General features: G+C 70.1%; 15 protein-coding genes and 3 tRNA genes. 14 read left to right on the plus strand and 4 right to left on the minus strand.

The genetic code is table 11. From position 1 onward, the window contains the following. Positions 1 to 45: 45 nt before the first annotated feature. The 8 genes from DAT35_RS27085 to DAT35_RS27120 are packed head-to-tail and all read left to right on the plus strand — an operon-like array spanning position 46 to position 7,063. The gene (locus DAT35_RS27085; protein WP_255415210.1) at positions 46 to 453 is read left to right on the plus strand and encodes a S24/S26 family peptidase; all 408 of its coding nucleotides are present in this window, start codon (positions 46 to 48) and stop codon (positions 451 to 453) included. Beyond that, positions 450 to 740: a PqqD family protein gene (locus DAT35_RS27090; protein WP_108070197.1), complete on the plus strand. Its 291-nt coding sequence runs from the start codon at positions 450 to 452 to the stop codon at positions 738 to 740. The genes DAT35_RS27085 and DAT35_RS27090 overlap by 4 nt, the downstream gene beginning before the upstream one ends. Then, a complete protein-coding gene (locus tag DAT35_RS27095; protein WP_146209899.1) occupies positions 737 to 1,243 on the plus strand; it encodes a hypothetical protein in 507 nt (168 codons plus the stop codon). Before DAT35_RS27090 ends, DAT35_RS27095 begins: the two co-directional genes overlap by 4 nt. Before the next feature lie 12 nt (positions 1,244 to 1,255). Then, on the plus strand, positions 1,256 to 4,333 hold the full coding sequence (locus DAT35_RS27100) for a PQQ-binding-like beta-propeller repeat protein (RefSeq protein ID WP_108070201.1): 3,078 nt from the start codon (positions 1,256 to 1,258) through the stop codon (positions 4,331 to 4,333). Positions 4,334 to 4,382: 49 nt separating this feature from the next. Next, a complete protein-coding gene (locus DAT35_RS27105; RefSeq protein ID WP_233261724.1) occupies positions 4,383 to 4,538 on the plus strand; it encodes a hypothetical protein in 156 nt (51 codons plus the stop codon). A 19-nt stretch (positions 4,539 to 4,557) separates the two neighbouring features. Further along, complete coding sequence (locus DAT35_RS27110) at positions 4,558 to 5,346, plus strand: hypothetical protein (protein WP_108070205.1); 789 nt, start codon at positions 4,558 to 4,560, stop codon at positions 5,344 to 5,346. Next, entirely contained in the window at positions 5,343 to 6,257 is a 915-nt protein-coding gene (miaA, locus tag DAT35_RS27115; protein ID WP_108070207.1) for a tRNA (adenosine(37)-N6)-dimethylallyltransferase MiaA, read from the plus strand. The genes DAT35_RS27110 and miaA overlap by 4 nt, the downstream gene beginning before the upstream one ends. Next, positions 6,254 to 7,063 carry an SDR family oxidoreductase gene (locus DAT35_RS27120; RefSeq protein ID WP_199243008.1) on the plus strand — a complete coding sequence of 270 codons (810 nt, stop codon included), beginning with the start codon at positions 6,254 to 6,256 and terminating at the stop codon, positions 7,061 to 7,063. The genes miaA and DAT35_RS27120 overlap by 4 nt, the downstream gene beginning before the upstream one ends. Before the next feature lie 12 nt (positions 7,064 to 7,075). Here DAT35_RS27120 and DAT35_RS27125 read toward each other — a convergent pair whose 3' ends face one another. From DAT35_RS27125 to DAT35_RS27135, 3 genes are all read right to left on the minus strand, one after another. Next, positions 7,076 to 8,812, minus strand: coding sequence for a two-component system response regulator (locus tag DAT35_RS27125; RefSeq protein WP_108070211.1), 1,737 nt, complete (start codon positions 8,810 to 8,812; stop codon positions 7,076 to 7,078). Positions 8,813 to 8,860: 48 nt separating this feature from the next. Beyond that, positions 8,861 to 9,820 carry a diguanylate cyclase gene (locus DAT35_RS27130; protein ID WP_108070213.1) on the minus strand — a complete coding sequence of 320 codons (960 nt, stop codon included), beginning with the start codon at positions 9,818 to 9,820 and terminating at the stop codon, positions 8,861 to 8,863. A 360-nt stretch (positions 9,821 to 10,180) separates the two neighbouring features. Further along, positions 10,181 to 10,933, minus strand: coding sequence for a M48 family metallopeptidase (locus DAT35_RS27135; protein ID WP_108070215.1), 753 nt, complete (start codon positions 10,931 to 10,933; stop codon positions 10,181 to 10,183). Positions 10,934 to 11,026: 93 nt separating this feature from the next. On the opposite strand from DAT35_RS27135, the gene DAT35_RS27140 reads away from it, so the two are divergent. The 6 genes from DAT35_RS27140 (at position 11,027) to DAT35_RS27165 (ending at position 13,978) form a co-directional block, all read left to right on the plus strand. Then, positions 11,027 to 11,112: transfer RNA gene (locus DAT35_RS27140), tRNA-Leu, on the plus strand. Between the two features lie 81 nt (positions 11,113 to 11,193). Next, on the plus strand, positions 11,194 to 11,847 hold the full coding sequence (locus tag DAT35_RS62140) for a response regulator (protein WP_108070217.1): 654 nt from the start codon (positions 11,194 to 11,196) through the stop codon (positions 11,845 to 11,847). Between the two features lie 21 nt (positions 11,848 to 11,868). Then, the gene (locus DAT35_RS27150) at positions 11,869 to 13,236 is read left to right on the plus strand and encodes an RsmB/NOP family class I SAM-dependent RNA methyltransferase (RefSeq protein ID WP_233261725.1); all 1,368 of its coding nucleotides are present in this window, start codon (positions 11,869 to 11,871) and stop codon (positions 13,234 to 13,236) included. A 74-nt stretch (positions 13,237 to 13,310) separates the two neighbouring features. Continuing rightward, positions 13,311 to 13,709 carry a hypothetical protein gene (locus DAT35_RS27155; RefSeq protein ID WP_108070220.1) on the plus strand — a complete coding sequence of 133 codons (399 nt, stop codon included), beginning with the start codon at positions 13,311 to 13,313 and terminating at the stop codon, positions 13,707 to 13,709. 54 nt (positions 13,710 to 13,763) lie between these two features. Then, positions 13,764 to 13,836: transfer RNA gene (locus tag DAT35_RS27160), tRNA-Ala, on the plus strand. A 69-nt stretch (positions 13,837 to 13,905) separates the two neighbouring features. Then, positions 13,906 to 13,978: transfer RNA gene (locus DAT35_RS27165), tRNA-Ala, on the plus strand. A gap of 277 nt (positions 13,979 to 14,255) precedes the next feature. Here the strand turns inward: DAT35_RS27165 and DAT35_RS27170 are convergent. Next, positions 14,256 to 15,431 carry a polyprenyl synthetase family protein gene (locus tag DAT35_RS27170; RefSeq protein ID WP_108070222.1) on the minus strand — a complete coding sequence of 392 codons (1,176 nt, stop codon included), beginning with the start codon at positions 15,429 to 15,431 and terminating at the stop codon, positions 14,256 to 14,258. Positions 15,432 to 15,515 lie beyond the last annotated feature (84 nt).

The raw sequence follows: 15,515 nt of genomic DNA on the forward strand, positions 1-15,515 counted from the left end.
CGGTTTGGTGTGTCCTGGCTGTGACGTTACAATTCCGCTCCAGTGATGCCACCAGGCTGGACGCGGGGACTTCGAGACGAGGGCCTGTGCTGGATTCTCATAAAGGGAGACAGCATGTGGCCCTCGTTGCGTTCGGGGGACCTGGCTGGCGTGGAGCCCCTGGCGGAGGCACCCCGCCCGGGTGAGGTGGTGCTCGCGCGCTTCGCGCATGCGCTGGTGGTGCACCGCGTGCGCAGCAGTAACGGGGACACCTGCGTGCTGCTCGGAGACAACGCGTGGGCGGAGGATCCGCCGCTGCCGCGTGCGCGAGTGCTGGGGCGGGTGAGTCTCGTGCGCCGGGGCGGTGAGGTGCTCGCGCCGGGCCGGTGGGATCACGGACCCCAGCGTTGGGGACGCTGGCGCGTGGTGGTGAAGCGCGGACTGGCGGCCCTGCTCCGGCGGAGGCGCGCATGAGCTTCCGGGCCGAGAGCATCCCCCGCCGGCGCGAGGGCTCGGACGGTCAGCGCTTCGGCGCGGACTTCGTGGTGATGGAGCCGGAAGGGCGGATGCTGCGGGGACTCAACGACACCGCGGCGCGCATCTGGGAGCTGAGTGACGGCAAGCGCACCGCGCGGGACATCGCTGGCGTGGTGGCGCTCGAGTACGGCGTGGACGTGGAGCGGGTGCTCGGGGACAGCCTGCGTCTGCTCGAGCAACTCGCGGGACATGGGCTGTTGGATGCGGTGGAGGTGCTTCGATGAGGGCGCTCGCGTTGGCGTCGGTGCTCCTGTGTCTGGCCGCCTGTGATGAGGGCCTTCCCCCGAGCCCTCCCGGGGGTGGAGGGGAGCCCCCGGCGGACCCCGGGCCCGGGGTCCCCCCTGTGGAGGTGTCGTGGAACGGCATCTCCCCGGTGGTGCGGCCCACGCCTCCACTGCCACCGCTCGTGGGCAGGGCGGAGGTGCTCTATGTGCCCGAGGGCACGCGAGGCCTGTCGGATGTGACCTCGGTGGAGGTGCGGCTGCGCGTGAGCGGCATCGTTGGCTCGGCGTCGGTGGACGCGGAGCTCCTGGCCCCCGGCCCCGCGGCGTACGAACGGCATACCCGGACGGTGGTGGCCGTCCCCACGGAGGAGCGCGAGCTCGTCTTCAGCCTGCCGGTAGCGGGGACGAACATTCCCATCCACGGCCTGAGTGGGACGTGGGAGGCGCGCTTCTTCGTCGATGGAGCGCCCCTGACCACCGTCACCTTCACCCTGGATCGCTGAGAAGGCGCCACCATGAACACACGCCTGCTCACGCTCCTGGCTCTGCTGCTGCCCGCCACCGCGCTGGCCCAGAACGCGTGGACCGTCACGCCCGTCGATGGCACCGCGGTGATGGGGGAGATCTCCTCGCTCGTCTTCGAGGTCCGCAACGCCTCCACCAGCACCCGGCCCATCAACGAGCTCAGCCTCGCCGTCGACGGCACCGCCTATGACATCGACGGCGGCGACGCCCCCGCGGGCTGGACGGTGGGCACCATCGATCGCAAGGAGCGCCGCATCACCTACCGGGCGAGTGGCTCCTGCAGCCCCGGGCCCCTGGGGCTCGCGCCGGGGGCCTCCGCGCGCTTCACCCTGCGGCTCGTGGGCATCGCGGCCAACGCCGACGTCACGGACGCTCTGGTGGGCGGGAACAATCAGAACAAGTCGAGCATGGCCTCGGACACGTGCCCCGGAGGCACCACGTTCTCCGGGAACCCGGCACTGGCGCGCTGGAAGCGCGTGGGCCTGTCCGCGACCGTCACGGCCCTGCCTCGGACCCTCCAGCTCGGGAGCGATGTCACGGTGCAGCTCGTCGTGGTGAACCGATCGCTGGCGAACCAGGGGAGCATCACCCCAAGCGGCCCGCTGGTGGTGGGCGGCGCGCGCTTCGACACGGTGGTGACGGCGTTCTCCCCGGCGTCGCTCTCCCTCGCGCCCGGTGCCACCGGGACCTTCACCGCGAAGCTGCGGGCCACGGGGGAGGGGACCGCTGCCTTCCAGACCTCGGCGGGCAACGGCACGGTGAGCTCCGCGCCGACCTCCTCGCCGCAGGTGAACGTGAGCAGCTTCCCGGCACTCGCCGAGGCGCTCCCCTCCAACATCATCTCCGGCGACACCGTCACGCTCCGGCTCACCGTGAGCAACCCGTCCACCGACAACTACCGGGACGTGGTGCCCCGCGCGCCGGCCTTCCTCGGCACCGCGGTGCCCACGCTCCTGAGCGGCCCCACGCCAGCGAAGTCCCCGGCGCTCAATGCCGGCACGTCCGTCAGCTTCGTCTGGAAGTACAAGGTGGAAGGGCCCGTGGGCTCCACATTCCAGTTCGAGGTCCAGTCGGACGCCACACGCTCGGGCTCCCCCATTTCCACCAGCCGGGTGCTCTCGGGGCAGGGGCGCATCGTGGAGCACCGGCTGTCCCTCGAGCCGGCCTCCGTCATCGGCGGCGCCACCAACCGCACGCTCCGCTACACCGTCTACAACGGCGGCACGGAGGAGATCCGCAAGGTGAAGCTGCTCACGCCCGACGCCACCTTCTTCCAGGTGTCGGCCACCCCCTTCGCGGGCGATGCCAGCGGGTGGAGCCCGAGAGCCGTCACCAGCAACCCGAAGGGCTACGAGTGGACCGCTCCCACCGGGCAGCCCGGCATCACCTCGGGCCAGAGCAGGAGCTTTTCCTTCGACTACGCCTCCATCGGCGCCGTCACCCGGGACACGACGTTCCTCCACCAGATGGAGCTCACGCTGGCCGACGGCTCCACCGTCTTCCGCGTGGACGCTCCCGTCACCGTCTTCGTCAACCGCGTGATACCCGAGGTGGACTCCCTGGTGGCGATCGCCGGCCAGGGTCGCAACACGCTCGTGTGGACCAACCCGTCCGATCATGACGGGGTGCTCGTGCTGCGCGCCGTGGGCGCCGCCCCCAACACCGCCCCCGAGCCGGGCCGGCGCTATGGGGCGGGCGAGGCGCTCGGCAACGCGACAGTGGTGTACTCGGATGAGCTGAGCGTGGCCTCCACCTTCGAGGACTCCGGGCTCACCAATGGCACGGCCTATGTCTACCGGATCCACAACCATGACGCGCTGTACCGGTACTCGCCCGGCAATGCGCCGCAGTCGCTCGGGTTGAAGTCCGTCCCCACCAGCCGAGGGCCCGGCCAGCCGCTGTGGTGCTACAGCGTGGGCTTCTCCACGTTGCAGCAGCCCATCACCGAGCTCGGCGTGGGCATCTTCACCTCCAACACCTCGGGCCGCGTGACGGCCAACCTGACGAATACATCCACGCCCTCGCTCGACGGCAACGAGCGCTGGCGGCCCGTGCAGCTCCAGGGCGCCGTGCAGAGCCGCTTCCCCGTCGTTCCGCTGTCCGGTCTGCCCGGGCAGTACATCCTCACCGGCGATCAGGCGGGCTACACGTACGCCATCCGCACCGACACCGGCGAGGTCCTCTGGCGGAGCACCACGCCGCTCGGCACCATCCAGTCCTTCCCGGTGGTGCAGCTCTACAACACCACCAGCACCAACGCGGCCTACAAGGCGGCCTTCCCCGGGCGAGACCTGGCCTTCTTCGCCACCCGGTTGAGCACCGGCACCAACAACACCGTGGTGGCGCTCGATGCCGCCACCGGCGCGCCCGTGTGGACGTACGCCCCGGGCGATCTCGGCATGGTGGGCGGGGGCATGTTGATCGACTACTCGTACAATCGCCTGTACGTGGGCGCCCGCTCCAATGGGGGCTCGCTCGCCTCGCTGCGCGTCCTGGACTCCCTCACCGGCACGGAGCTGGCCCGGCTGTCCCTCGGAGACATCGACCTCGGCATCGTCCGCTACGGCTCGACGACGCCCCTGGCGCTCGTGACGAACAGCGACGGCTCGGTGTACGGCATCGACATGGTGGGGATGACGGTTGCCTGGAGCGCGCCCGTGGCGAGCCGGCCCTCGGCCTCGGTGCCCGCGTTCTCCCAGTACGCCCGTCCGGTGAATGGCGGCTTCGTCGTGAGCATCCTGGGTGCCACCGATGCGGAGGGCCGGGTGGAGCGCTGGAGCGTCACCACCACCACCTCGGGCACCACGGTGAAGAAGGTCTGGTCCACCCCCATCCCGAGCCCGTCCGGGAACTTCTCGTTCACCAGCGGCGGCGTGCAGCGTCTCTACGTCGGCGGCAAGGACGAGAAGCTGCACGAGCTGGACTTCACCACCGGCGCGGACGGCAAGCAGGTCTCCCTGCCCGGTGCTCTGGCCATCGGCACGCCCACGGTGGACAACACCGTGTCGCGCCTCCACGTGGGCACCCAGGATGGGCGCGTCTGTGCCTTCCCGGTGCCGTTCCCCTGAGCCGCCCATGACGCGTGAGCCTGCTCCAGCCTCCGGAGGCACCCCGCCCGTGCCCGACCCGAAAGAGTCAGCACCGGCCTCGGGGACGCGCGTCTACGAGCCTCCCGCGGTGCTCTGGGAGCAGGCCTTCGTCGCGCTCGCGCAGGTGTCGTTCCACGAAGACTACGGCTGTGACATTCCCGGCTCGTGCTCGGACCTGCCGTGAGGAGCCTCCATCCCATGGGGTGACGCTCTCGTTGGCGGGCTGGACGGTGTCGCTCGAGCCCGAGGATCCGGCTCTGGAGGAGATGCTCGTCCGGGCCTTCCCGGCGTTCGTCACCTCGGCGCCGGCCAGGGCACAGGTCCGAGTGCTGCGCCCGACGACGCCACGTGTCGCCCCCACCGTGCGCGCCCTGCCCGAGCCCCGTCCCGCCCCCGGAGGAGGTCTGCGGGTGGAGGGAGAGGATTACACCGCGGACATCGCCCCCGAGGGCCGGAGCGCGCTCGTGACGGGCGAGGGCCGCTTCCCCGTGGACACGGTGTTGAAGGTGATGCTCGCCGGGGAGCTGGCGAGGCGCGGGGGTCTGTTGGTGCACGGGGTGGCGGTGGAGCGCGAGGGCCGCGCCGCCCTGTGGACGGGACCCTCCGGGGCGGGGAAGAGCACCCTGGGGGCGCTGTGGACGAGGGCCGGTGGCACGGTGTTGACGGACGAACTGGTGGCGGTGTGGCCCGAGGCAGGAGGCTGGCGTGCCGCCGGGACGCCGTGGAACGTGGGCGTTCCCCGGGAGGCCTCGCTGCGCGTGGTGGGGACGCTGGGCTGGGACGCGGCCTCGCGCTGGGAGCCACTCGGAGCGGGGGAGGTGGCCCGGGTGCTGCTGCTCAACGCGCTCCTGCCCGAGGCCTCCACCGCTGGGCGCCGCCATCTGCTGGGGTCGGCGAGCCGTCTGCTGGCGAGCGTGGAGACGGTCCGGCTCGTCTTCTCGCGGGATGAGTCCGCCGCGGACGTGGTACGAGCGGGGCTGGAAAGCCGATGAAGCCCTTCCTCACCGTCATCGCCGGGCCCACCGCGTCTGGAAAGACAGCGATCGCCATCGAGCTCGCCCGCCGGCGGGGCGGGGAGATCGTCAGCGCGGACTCGCAGCAGGTGTACCGGTACTTCGACATCGGCACGGCGAAGCCCTCGGCCGAGGAGCTGGCCGCCGTGCCCCACCACCTCGTCTCCGTGGTGGAGCCGCTCGAGCCCTTCTCCGCCGCCGAGTACCAGCGCCGTGCCGACGCGGCCATCGAGGACATCGCCTCGCGGGGGAAGCCCGTCTTCGTGGTGGGCGGCACGGGCATGTACCTGCGCATCCTGCTGCACGGCCTGGTGGAGGCGCCGGGCGCGGACCCGGAATTGCGCGCCGAGCTGGAGGCACTCGCCGCCGCCGAGGGCCGAGAGGCCGTGCACCGCAAGCTCGCGGAGGTGGATCCGGAGACCGCCGCGAAGCTGCCGCCGAATGATCTGGTACGCATCATCCGGGCGCTGGAGATCCACAAGCAGACGGGCAAGACGGCCTCCGAGTTCCGCAAGGAGCATGCGTTCGCCGGAACCCGGTATCCCTTCCGGATGTACGTGCTTTCACCGCCGCGCGAGGAGCTGTACCAGCGCATCGACGCGCGCACCGCAGCCATGTTCCAGCGCGGGCTGGTGGACGAGGTGCGCGAGTTGAGCGCGCGGGGCTACGCGGAGGCGGCGCCCATGCGCAGCGTGGGGTACGTGCAGGCGAAAGCGGTGGTGGACGGAACGCTCTCGCTGGAGGAGGCCATCCAGCAGGCGGCGCAGGAGACGCGCCGCTACGCCAAGCGGCAGCTCACGTGGTTCCGCAAGGAGGCCGGGGCGATCTTCATCGAGCCTCCATATGACGCCGACAGGCTCGAGGGTGGATCTGATATTCCATGCTCATGAGCGGATCGAAGGTCGTCCTCGTCACCGGGGCCTCATCCGGCATCGGCCGGGCCTGCGCGGAACTGCTGAGCTCCCAGGGCCACACCGTCTACGGCACGAGCCGCAAGCCCTCGCCCCCCTCCGCGGGCCACCGGATGCTGGAGATGGATGTCACCCGGGACGACTCGGTCCTGAGGGCGGTGGCCACCGTGCTCGAGGAACAGGGCCACATCGACGTCGTGGTGAACAACGCCGGCTACGCCCTGGCGGGCCCCATCGAGGAGACGTCGCTCGAGGAGGCCCGGCACCAGCTCGACACCAACTTCTTCGGCGTGTTGCGCGTGTGCAAGGCGGTGCTGCCATCCATGCGGGCGAGGGGCTCGGGCCTCATCGTCAACGTGAGCTCGCTGGGCGGAGTGGTGGGGTTGCCGTTCCAGGGGTTGTACAGCGCCAGCAAGTTCGCGCTGGAGGGGCTGACGGAGAGCCTCCGCCAGGAGGTGGCCTCGTTCGGCATCCAGGTCACCTCGCTGCAACCCGGCGACGTGCGCACGCCCATCACCGAGAACCGCGTGCGGGCCCTCCAGTGTGGCCCCGACTCCCCGTACCGAGGGGCCTTCGAGACCGCCCTCGGCATCATCGAGAAGGAGGAGCGGGCCGGAGCGGCTCCCGAGCTCGTGGCGCGGCAGGTGCTCTCGTTGATGGAGCGCAAGCAGGTGGGAGTCCGCTACGCGGTGGGCCACCTCTCGCAGCGGATGCTCGCGTCCACCAAGACGTTCCTGCCCGCGCGGCTCTTCGAGCGGATCCTCATGTCCTACTACGGCCTGTGAGCCGAGGAAGGCTCAAGAGGCGTAGCGTCCCGTCTCATCGGGCACGGAGCCTTCCGCCGAGGGCCGGTGCGGTTGGGATGCGGGCGCGCCGGCTGGGACGTGCTCCAGGAGCAGCCGCAGCAGCCGCTCGGGCTCCACGGGCTTGGGCAGGAAGGCCTCGGCTCCGGCGTCCAATGCGCGTTGGCGCACGTGCGGCCGGTTCAACCCGCTCATCACCACCACCCGCGTGTCGCGCGTGAGCGGGTGCTGCTTGAGGCCCTCGCACAGCCGCAACCCGTCCACCCAGTGCAGCACCACGTCCAGGAGAATCGCCGTGGGAGGCCGGCGCGCCACCGCGCAGAACAGCGCCAGCTCGTCTGCGAAGGCCACCACCCGCGCCCCCGTGGACTCCAGGAGCTGGGTCATCGCCTCGCGCGCGTCCGGGTCGTCATCCACGATGTAGTAGAGGTCCGGCTCCAGCGAGGGAATGGTCGCGGGCAGGGGCTCCACCGTCGTCCGCACCCAGGAGGCCATCGTCTCGCGGATGCCCGCCCACCGGGCCGAGGACAACAGGGCGAGCGGAGTGGGGGAGGACAGGCCCAGCATGCCGCCGCCGCCCATGCCACCGGACGAGCCCCGGCCACGAGCCGCCAGGAAGGCGTGGGGTGCGCGGCGTCCGGCGCGGCGCAGCCAGGTGGTGGCGCGAGCGCCCGCGGCCGAGTCCTCGAGCAACTCACTGAGGCCCTCGCGCACGTACCGGCGTTCCAGGGCGGGGCCCTCCAGCCCCGCGTCCAGGATGGCCACCGCCGCGCGGCTGCAGGAGGCCAGCGTCTCCGACAGTCCCAACTGGAGCGGGTGGCCGAACGCCGCCGCGCCCACCGCGAGCTGCCCGGGCGCTACCAGCGTACGTCCCGGCCCGTAGGGGAGCCGCGTCGTCTCCAGCGCGGCCAGCTCGAAACCTTCCTCCACGAGCCCATCACGGGCCGCCATCATGAGCGCCTGGCAGAGATCCGCCGGCGTCACGGTGGGCCCGAAGGCGAGCGCGTACACCGAGTGGGCCCCGGGCAACAGCAGAAGCCCGTCGACAGAGGGAAGCGGGGAGAGCCACAGCCGCGCCAGCGGCGTCACGGCCAGCCGGGGGGAGGCATGCCGCAGCCGGGCCTGAACAGCCGCCACGGTGGGGGCTGGCTTGAAGCCCGAAAAGAAAGAATCGCCCAGCGACGGCCCAGCGCCGGTGGCGAGCACGGCCGCGTGGAAGCGCTCGCCGCTGCCCTGGGCCCGCACCACGAGCGGGCCGCTCTTGCGCACCGCGGCGGGAGCATCCGGCGCCGAGGGCTGGTTCTCCACGCGATCCACGCGCCGAGGGACGAAGCGGGCCCCCTGGGACGTGGCCGCGCCCGCGAGCACCTCGCGCACCAGCGAGAGGCCGCCCTGGCCCTGGGGCCAGCCGTCCACCACCCACAGTCCACCGGGCGAGGAGGGCAGCACCTCGCGGTTGCCATGGGAGAGGATCTCCACCCCGCGCAGCTCATGCGCCCGCCACTCGGGGGGCACGCGGCAGCCGAGCGCGGCCAGCCGCGAGCGACACTCGGGGGTGAGCACGGCCGGTGGTGCGACCGTTCCCGGCTCGCCGCTCTCGTAGACCCGCACGTCGAGCACACAGCCGCGGGCCCTGCCATTGAAGAGCAGTGAGGCGGCCAGCCCCGCGCCAGCGACTCCACCCCCGATGATGGCCACCCTCGAACCGCTCGCCAGCCTGCTCCCATTCATCCGCGCCCTCGCTCCACCGTCCATGGGTCCTCTCGGGGTTTTGGTTTCTCAGTGCCGCTGAACCTTGGGGGGCGGCATCTCCGTCGACCCGTACACCACCACCCGATCGCGCCCCTCGCGCTTGGCCTCGTAGAGCGCCGCATCGGCGGCCCTCAGCAGCGACTCGGTGCTCTCGCGCGGGTGGGCGGCCGAGTGATCGGCGATCCCCACGCTCACGCTCAGCCCGAAGGGGGCCGGCCGGCCGTCGCTGCGTGTCACCTTCACGGTGCGCAGTCCCGCGCGGATCCGCTCGGCGAACACCGCCGCCTCGGCCGCCGTCTGGTGTGGCAGCAGCGCGACGAACTCATCGCCGCCGAAGCGCGCCGCGAAGTCCACCTCGCGCAGGTTGGTGCGCAGGTGACTGGCCAGCGCGAGGATCGCCCGGTTGCCCACGTCGTGCCCCATGCCATCGTTGATGGCCTTGAGGTGGTCCAGGTCGATGATCACCACGGACAGCGGATACTGGTAGCGGTTGGAGCGTTTGAACTCCTCGTCCAGCCGCAAGGACAGCGCCCGGAAGTTGGCCAGGCCGGTGAGCGCGTCCGTCTGGGCCAGCACCTGGAGCCGCTGCTGCTGCTCGCTCTGCCGCAGGGCCCGGTCGATGCGGGCCATCAGCTCCCGGGCGCTCGCCGGCTTGTGGACGAAGTCCACCGCGCCCATCTCCAGGCACTTCTCCAGCGTGGCCTCGTCGGAGTCGCCGGTGAGGAAGATGACGGGGACGGACTCGGTCGCCTTGTCGCGCTGCAGCGACTCGAGCACCGTCAGTCCGTCCTCCTGCTGGAGGAAGCGATCCAGCAGGATCAGATCCGGCTGGCGCTCTCGCGCGAGCCCCAGGCCCGATCTGCCGTCGCTGGCGCCGAGGACATCGAACCGGGCGGCCAGCAGCTCCACCAGGCTGTCCCGAGTGCCCGCGTCGTCCTCCACGACCAGGATCAGGGCCCTTTCCCCGTGGCGGTCGTGCCGTTCCATGGTCCGCTCCACTTCCTGCGCCTGCCTGGTAATGGCAGGCCGAAAGTCTCGAGTGCCACGCCCCGAGGGTGAACCCTCCCGACCGTCCTCCGCCGCCGCCCACGGCGTGCACCCCACGTCCTCCTCCTCCTTCACCCGAGACCCCCGGCTGCCAAGTCCGCTGTCTCATCCACTCCGGGGCTTGCTCGCCCGGTGATGAGGCGACCACTGGAGCAAGGGTCGTGCCCCCTTCACACTGTGAGAGGGGGGGAGTGATTCCAGGGACTTGCAGCACCCACTGCGGGAGGAGGTGCCCCCAACTAGGCAAGAGTTGCAGTGTTCCCGGGTATGCCGCCAGTAGGAATTCCCGGGAGGCGCGGGTCAGCGTCGCGGGTTGAACTGAACGCGCCGGCCGCCGCCCCCTCCGCCGAGCATCTGGGGCGGAGGCGCCTCGAGACCGAACTGCCACCACATGGGCTCATACGGCTTCATCTTCAGGCGCTTGTCGTTCTGGAGGGCGGACAGGCTGCTCTTGAGCTTCTCGTCGGAGGGGTTGGCCTCCACGCCGCGGCCCAGCACCCGGAGGGCCTCGTCCTTCTCCTTGTTCTGCACGAGGCACCAGGCGTACACGGCCCACACCAGGGGCTCCTTCTTGCCGGAGGTGACGGCGGCCTCGAAGGACTTCTTCATGGCCGGGAAGTCCTTGCGCTGGAAGAACAGGGCGCCCTCCATGGCCTTGGCCATGTAGTTGCGCGGGCTGGCCTTGGCGAAGTGCACCTTCGCCCCGTCCAGGTCCTTGGACATGTACTTCAGCATTCCAATCTGGGAGTGGATCTCCGAGCCGACGAGGAACTGCCACTTGTCGTAGACGAGCCCACCCTCGAGCATCTTGATGGCCCGCTCGACGCGCGCCTGGGCCTCCTTCTGGCTGGTGGGCTGGCCCTGGAGCTCCTTCTGGACGGAGCCCATGAGGACCTGGAGCTGGTTGCCGATGCGCCGGGCGAGCAGGAAGTAGGTCGCCACCAAGGCGATGGTGCCCGGGATGATGCCGGCCCAGATGGAGCCGATGCCGGTGAGCTTGATGCCCAGGGTGATGGCGAGACCCACACCCAGAGCAATGAGGAGATTGTACATGGCGCCCGTTTAGCTATCAGCGAGGGGGACCGCAATCTTCGGATGCGTTTGGACCGACATCGCGGTATACGTCTGCCTGTTCCAACCCCAAGGGGCCCTCTGTCGAAATTGGTAGACGAGGCGGACTCAAAATCCGCTGCGGCTGACCCCGCGTCCCGGTTCGAGTCCGGGGAGGGCCAATCCGGGGAGTTCTCGCCCGATGGGATGGGGCACTCCCAGGCGTGCAGTGAGACTCTGGAGTCCTGGGTGGGAGGTCTCCCATGAAGGTGCTGCTGGTGGAGGATGACGCCAGTCTCCGCGAGGGAATGGTGGAGCTCATCTCCGAGCAGGCCGAGGTCCGGGAGGCAGGCAGTGTGCCCCAGGCGCTGGCGGCGCTGCGCGAGGAGCCCTACTCCCTGGTGGTGACGGATCTGCGCATCGGCGAGACGGGGGAGGGAGGGCGTATCATCCTGGAGGCGGCGCGCAAGCGGCTGCTGCCGGTAGCGATCGTCAGCGCATCCACCGCCGATGAGGTAGGGCGGGTGTTGCGGTCGCACGAGCCGGACGCGGTGGTGGCCAAGCCCTTCCAGATCGACGACCTCCTGGCGTTGGTGGAGCGCTTCGTCGGGTTGCGGCGCGAGGTGGAGCGGGTAGCGGCGGGGAGCGTGCCGCCGGAGGAGGCGTGGACGGGGGTGGCGGAGGGGGTCCGGATCGCCGAGGAGCCGGGCGGGCGCCTGTGGCTGAGGATGGAGCCGGGAGCGAGCCAGCACCGGCCGGCTCACCGCGGGCGCACGGGCATGATGCTGCTGGAGGGCTCGCTCGAGGTGGACGGCGAGCGGCGCGAGCGGCACCAATACTTCTATCTGGCGGCCGGACCGCGCGAGGTGCGAACCCTCGATGGGTGCCTGGCCGTGTCGCTGGCGCTCCGCGGGTAGCGGGGCGCGGATCGTTCGAGCGTGAGCACTCTCTGGCCTGACACATTCCTGGACGAGGAGCGCCTGGGGCGTCCCTCGCGGCGCGCGGCAACGGCGGCGCTCGAAGCACACCTGGCGATCCTGAAGGGCGAGCCCCTGAAGGCCGCGCTGGCCAATGCCCTGAAGGACGCGGAGAGCCTCGGGGGCCAGGAGCGGCGCTTCACGGCCCTGGCGGTCCGCGAGCTGTCGAGGCACATGCGGCTGTTGGACCTGGCGGCGCGCACGCTGGGGCACCCGCCCAGCAAGATCGGTCTGCTCGAGGATCAGACGCTGGTACGCTACGCCCTCTGGCGCCGGCTCTTCTGTGGCGCGAACTGGGCACGCATCGGCCCCGAGGTGAAGCTGCCCGGCCCGGTGCGCCCGCGCACCATCAAGGACGATCTGCTGGCCCGGGTGGTGGAGTCCCCGCTGCCGGAGGCGCCGATGCCGGAGTCCTGGCCGGAGCGCCTGGCGACGCGCTACTCGTTCCCCAACTGGCTGGTACAGCGGCTGGCCGAGCTGCACCCGGAGCCGGTGCTGGAAGCGATGCTGGCGGCGCTGGACGAGGATCCATCGCTGCACTTCCGCGCACGGCCCTCGGGTACGCGGGCCGAGGTGCTAGCGCGGCTGCTCGAGGAGGGCGTAGCCGCGGAGCCGGTGGACGTGGCGCTGGACGCGGTGCGCATCACCGAGGCCAGCCATCGCGTCTTCGAGACGCGGGTGATGAAGGAAGGCCGGCTGCAGGTGCAGGACGTGGGCAGCCAGCTGATCGTCGAGGCCTGCCGTCCAGGAGAGGGCTCGCTGTCGGGGCGGACGGTGGCGGACGTGTGCGCGGGGGCGGGCGGAAAGACGCTCGCGCTGGCGGACGAGGTGGGGAAGGCGGGACGGGTGCTGGCGGGAGATCGCTCGCGTCGGCGGCTGGCCCAGGCTCGCGAGCGGGCGAGGGAGCTGTCGCTGCGCCACGTGTCCTTCCCACACCCGCTGCCACTGGAGCAGGCGGACGTGGTGCTCGTGGACGCGCCCTGCAGCGGAACGGGCTCGCTGGCGCGGGAGCCGGATCAGAAGTGGAAGCTCACCGCGAAGTCGGTGGAGGAGTTCCACGCCACGCAGCTGGCGCTGCTGGAGGAGCTGGCGGGCCAGGTGAAGCCCGGAGCGCTGATGGTGTACGCCACCTGCTCGCTGCTGCCCGAGGAGAACGACGCGGTGGTGCGGGACTTCCTGGCCCGGGTGCCGGGCTTCACCGTGGAGCCCCTGGCGCCCATCTTCGGTCCCGAGCGGGCGGCGGTGCTGTGCGATGGCCCCTTCCTCCGAGCGCTGCCTTCCCGGGTGCCGGGCGGAGGCTTCTTCGCCGCCCGGCTGCGCAAGGGGTAGAGGGGCGGGGTTGACAGTCCCGGCGGGCGCACGCTACGCAGCAAAGCGGTCCTTTTTCCGAGAGGTTGCGCCCAGTGGCAGCCGACCCGAAGCAGTCCGAGGCCCTCCGACAGCTCCAGGAGGCATTCCAGTCCGCCCAGTCGCAGATGGCCCAGCTCCGCCAGCAGGTGGAGAAGCACGCCGAGCTGGCCCGGGTGAAGACGCAGCGCGACTTCATCCAGACGGAGAAGGAGCGAGCCCTGCGTGAGCTGGGCGAGGCGGTGTTCAAGCAGGTGCAGAAGGGCAAGATGGAGCTCCCCTCCACGTTCGCTCCGCTGCTGAAGGCGGTCGAGCAGGCGCAGCAGAAGGCCGAGGCCCAGGCCCGGGAGATCACCGATCTCCTGCAGGAAGGGGAGGAAGCGGCCCAGCGTCTGAAGCAAAAAAACGCTGGAGGGGCGAATTCGGGAGTAGCGCCCCGCACGAAGAAGTTATAAAAGGGCGCCGCTTTCGACGGACGGCAATCACTTCCCAGGTGGTTGCAGCGGTTTGGGGCTATAGCTCAGCTGGGAGAGCGCTTGAATGGCATTCAAGAGGTCACCGGTTCGATCCCGGTTAGCTCCACAGTAGGAAGAGGCTCGTCAGGAAATCTGACGGGCCTCGTCTTTCTCCCTCGAAGGCACAAGTGAATATGGGGCTATAGCTCAGCTGGGAGAGCGCTTGAATGGCATTCAAGAGGTCACCGGTTCGATCCCGGTTAGCTCCACAATGAACGAAGCCCGTCAGGTCCACAGAGCCTGACGGGCTTTTTCATTTCCACACGACAGGAAACCGCTTCCGCTGGAGCCGCTGAGACTGAATGCGCTCCGGCTGGAAATCGCGCTCGGTGGAAACACGTGGCGCGTGGAATCCGCCTGAGTTGAAATTCTTGAGGAGGAGGGTACAACGGGCGCGCACCTCACTCCCGAGTCCGGAAACGGACGTCACAAGGAGGGCGTCAGCGCCTGGAAGAGAAGCCTGGACGGCGGGTGCTGCGTCGAGACTCAGGCCTCGCGGATCATCAGCATCTGCAGCAGGTCGCGCAGCATCTGCTTGAGACCACCGGCCTCGGGCAGTGACTGGAGGATGCGCGAGGCGGCGTTGGTAGAGCGCTCGATGAGGCGCTCGGTGGCGGCGCGGCCTTCGTGGAGCTCCACCAGCTCGCGAGCGCGCTGCAGCATCGTCTCGTCCTTGGGGCCAGGGATGCAGAGCGTCTCGAGTTCCTGGCGGGCCTCGGGCGTCGCGCGGAGGTAGGCAGCCAGCAACGGGAAGGTGCGCTTGCCCTGCGCCAGGTCCGAGTCGGTCGGCTTGCCGACCACGGAGGACTGCCCGTACAGGCCGAGCAGGTCATCACGCAGCTGGTAGGCAGTGCCCACGTAGCGGCCGAAGCGCTCCAGCTTGTTGATCAACTCGGGATCCCCGCCGGCGAGCATCGCTCCGCACACCAGCGGCGCGGTGAAGCCGTAGAGCGCCGTCTTCAGGTACGCCACGCGCAGCGCGTTGTAGATGGACAGCTCGGCCAGCGGCTGATGCGGCAGCCGGATGTCCATGTACTGCCCGGCCGCGGTGTAGCGGCACACCTTGAGGAAGTAGCGCGTGGCCACGTCCGCGTCCGGCAGGTTGCAGCCCAACATCACCTCGAGCGAACGGCCGTAGAGGTGATCCCCGATCACGATCGCCAGGTTCTCGCCGAGCCGCCCCTCGCCGAGCATCTTGTGGAGCGCGGCGCCCCCACGCCGCGTGTCCGCCTGATCCGCCACGTCGTCGTGGATCAGCATGAAGGTGTGCAGCAGCTCGGTGGCCGCCGCGAACCGCCACAACCCCGACGGTGCCCGCGTGTCCCCGCGCCCCAACGCGTAGCCCACCAGCACCAGTCCCGGCCGGATGCGCTTGGAGGGACGCAGCGAGTAGCTGCGCACCAGCTCCAGCACCTTGTTCCAATCGGGATCCAGGTGACGCTCGTCCTCGAGCTCGAGGATCTGATGCAACACCACCTGCGTCTGGTACTGCACCGTCTTCGCCCAGGACACGAAGTCCACGGGGGACGCCGACTGTTGCTGCTCTGCCGGGGTCCCGGCCTGTGGAGGCTTCCGCTCTTTCTTCATGTAGAGGGGGTCGTTGGCACCCGAGGTTCCGCGCGTCGGCATCGTATCCTGCACTGCGGCAACCAGCGTCAGCATGGCGAACCTCCGGGGCTGGGCGGCTTGGGGGGTCGGGCAAGCCCCATGGACATTCTTTCCTGTTTTAATAACAGAAAATTTTTA

The sequence above is a fragment of the Vitiosangium sp. GDMCC 1.1324 genome (assembly GCF_003044305.1).
Classification (GTDB): domain Bacteria; phylum Myxococcota; class Myxococcia; order Myxococcales; family Myxococcaceae; genus Archangium.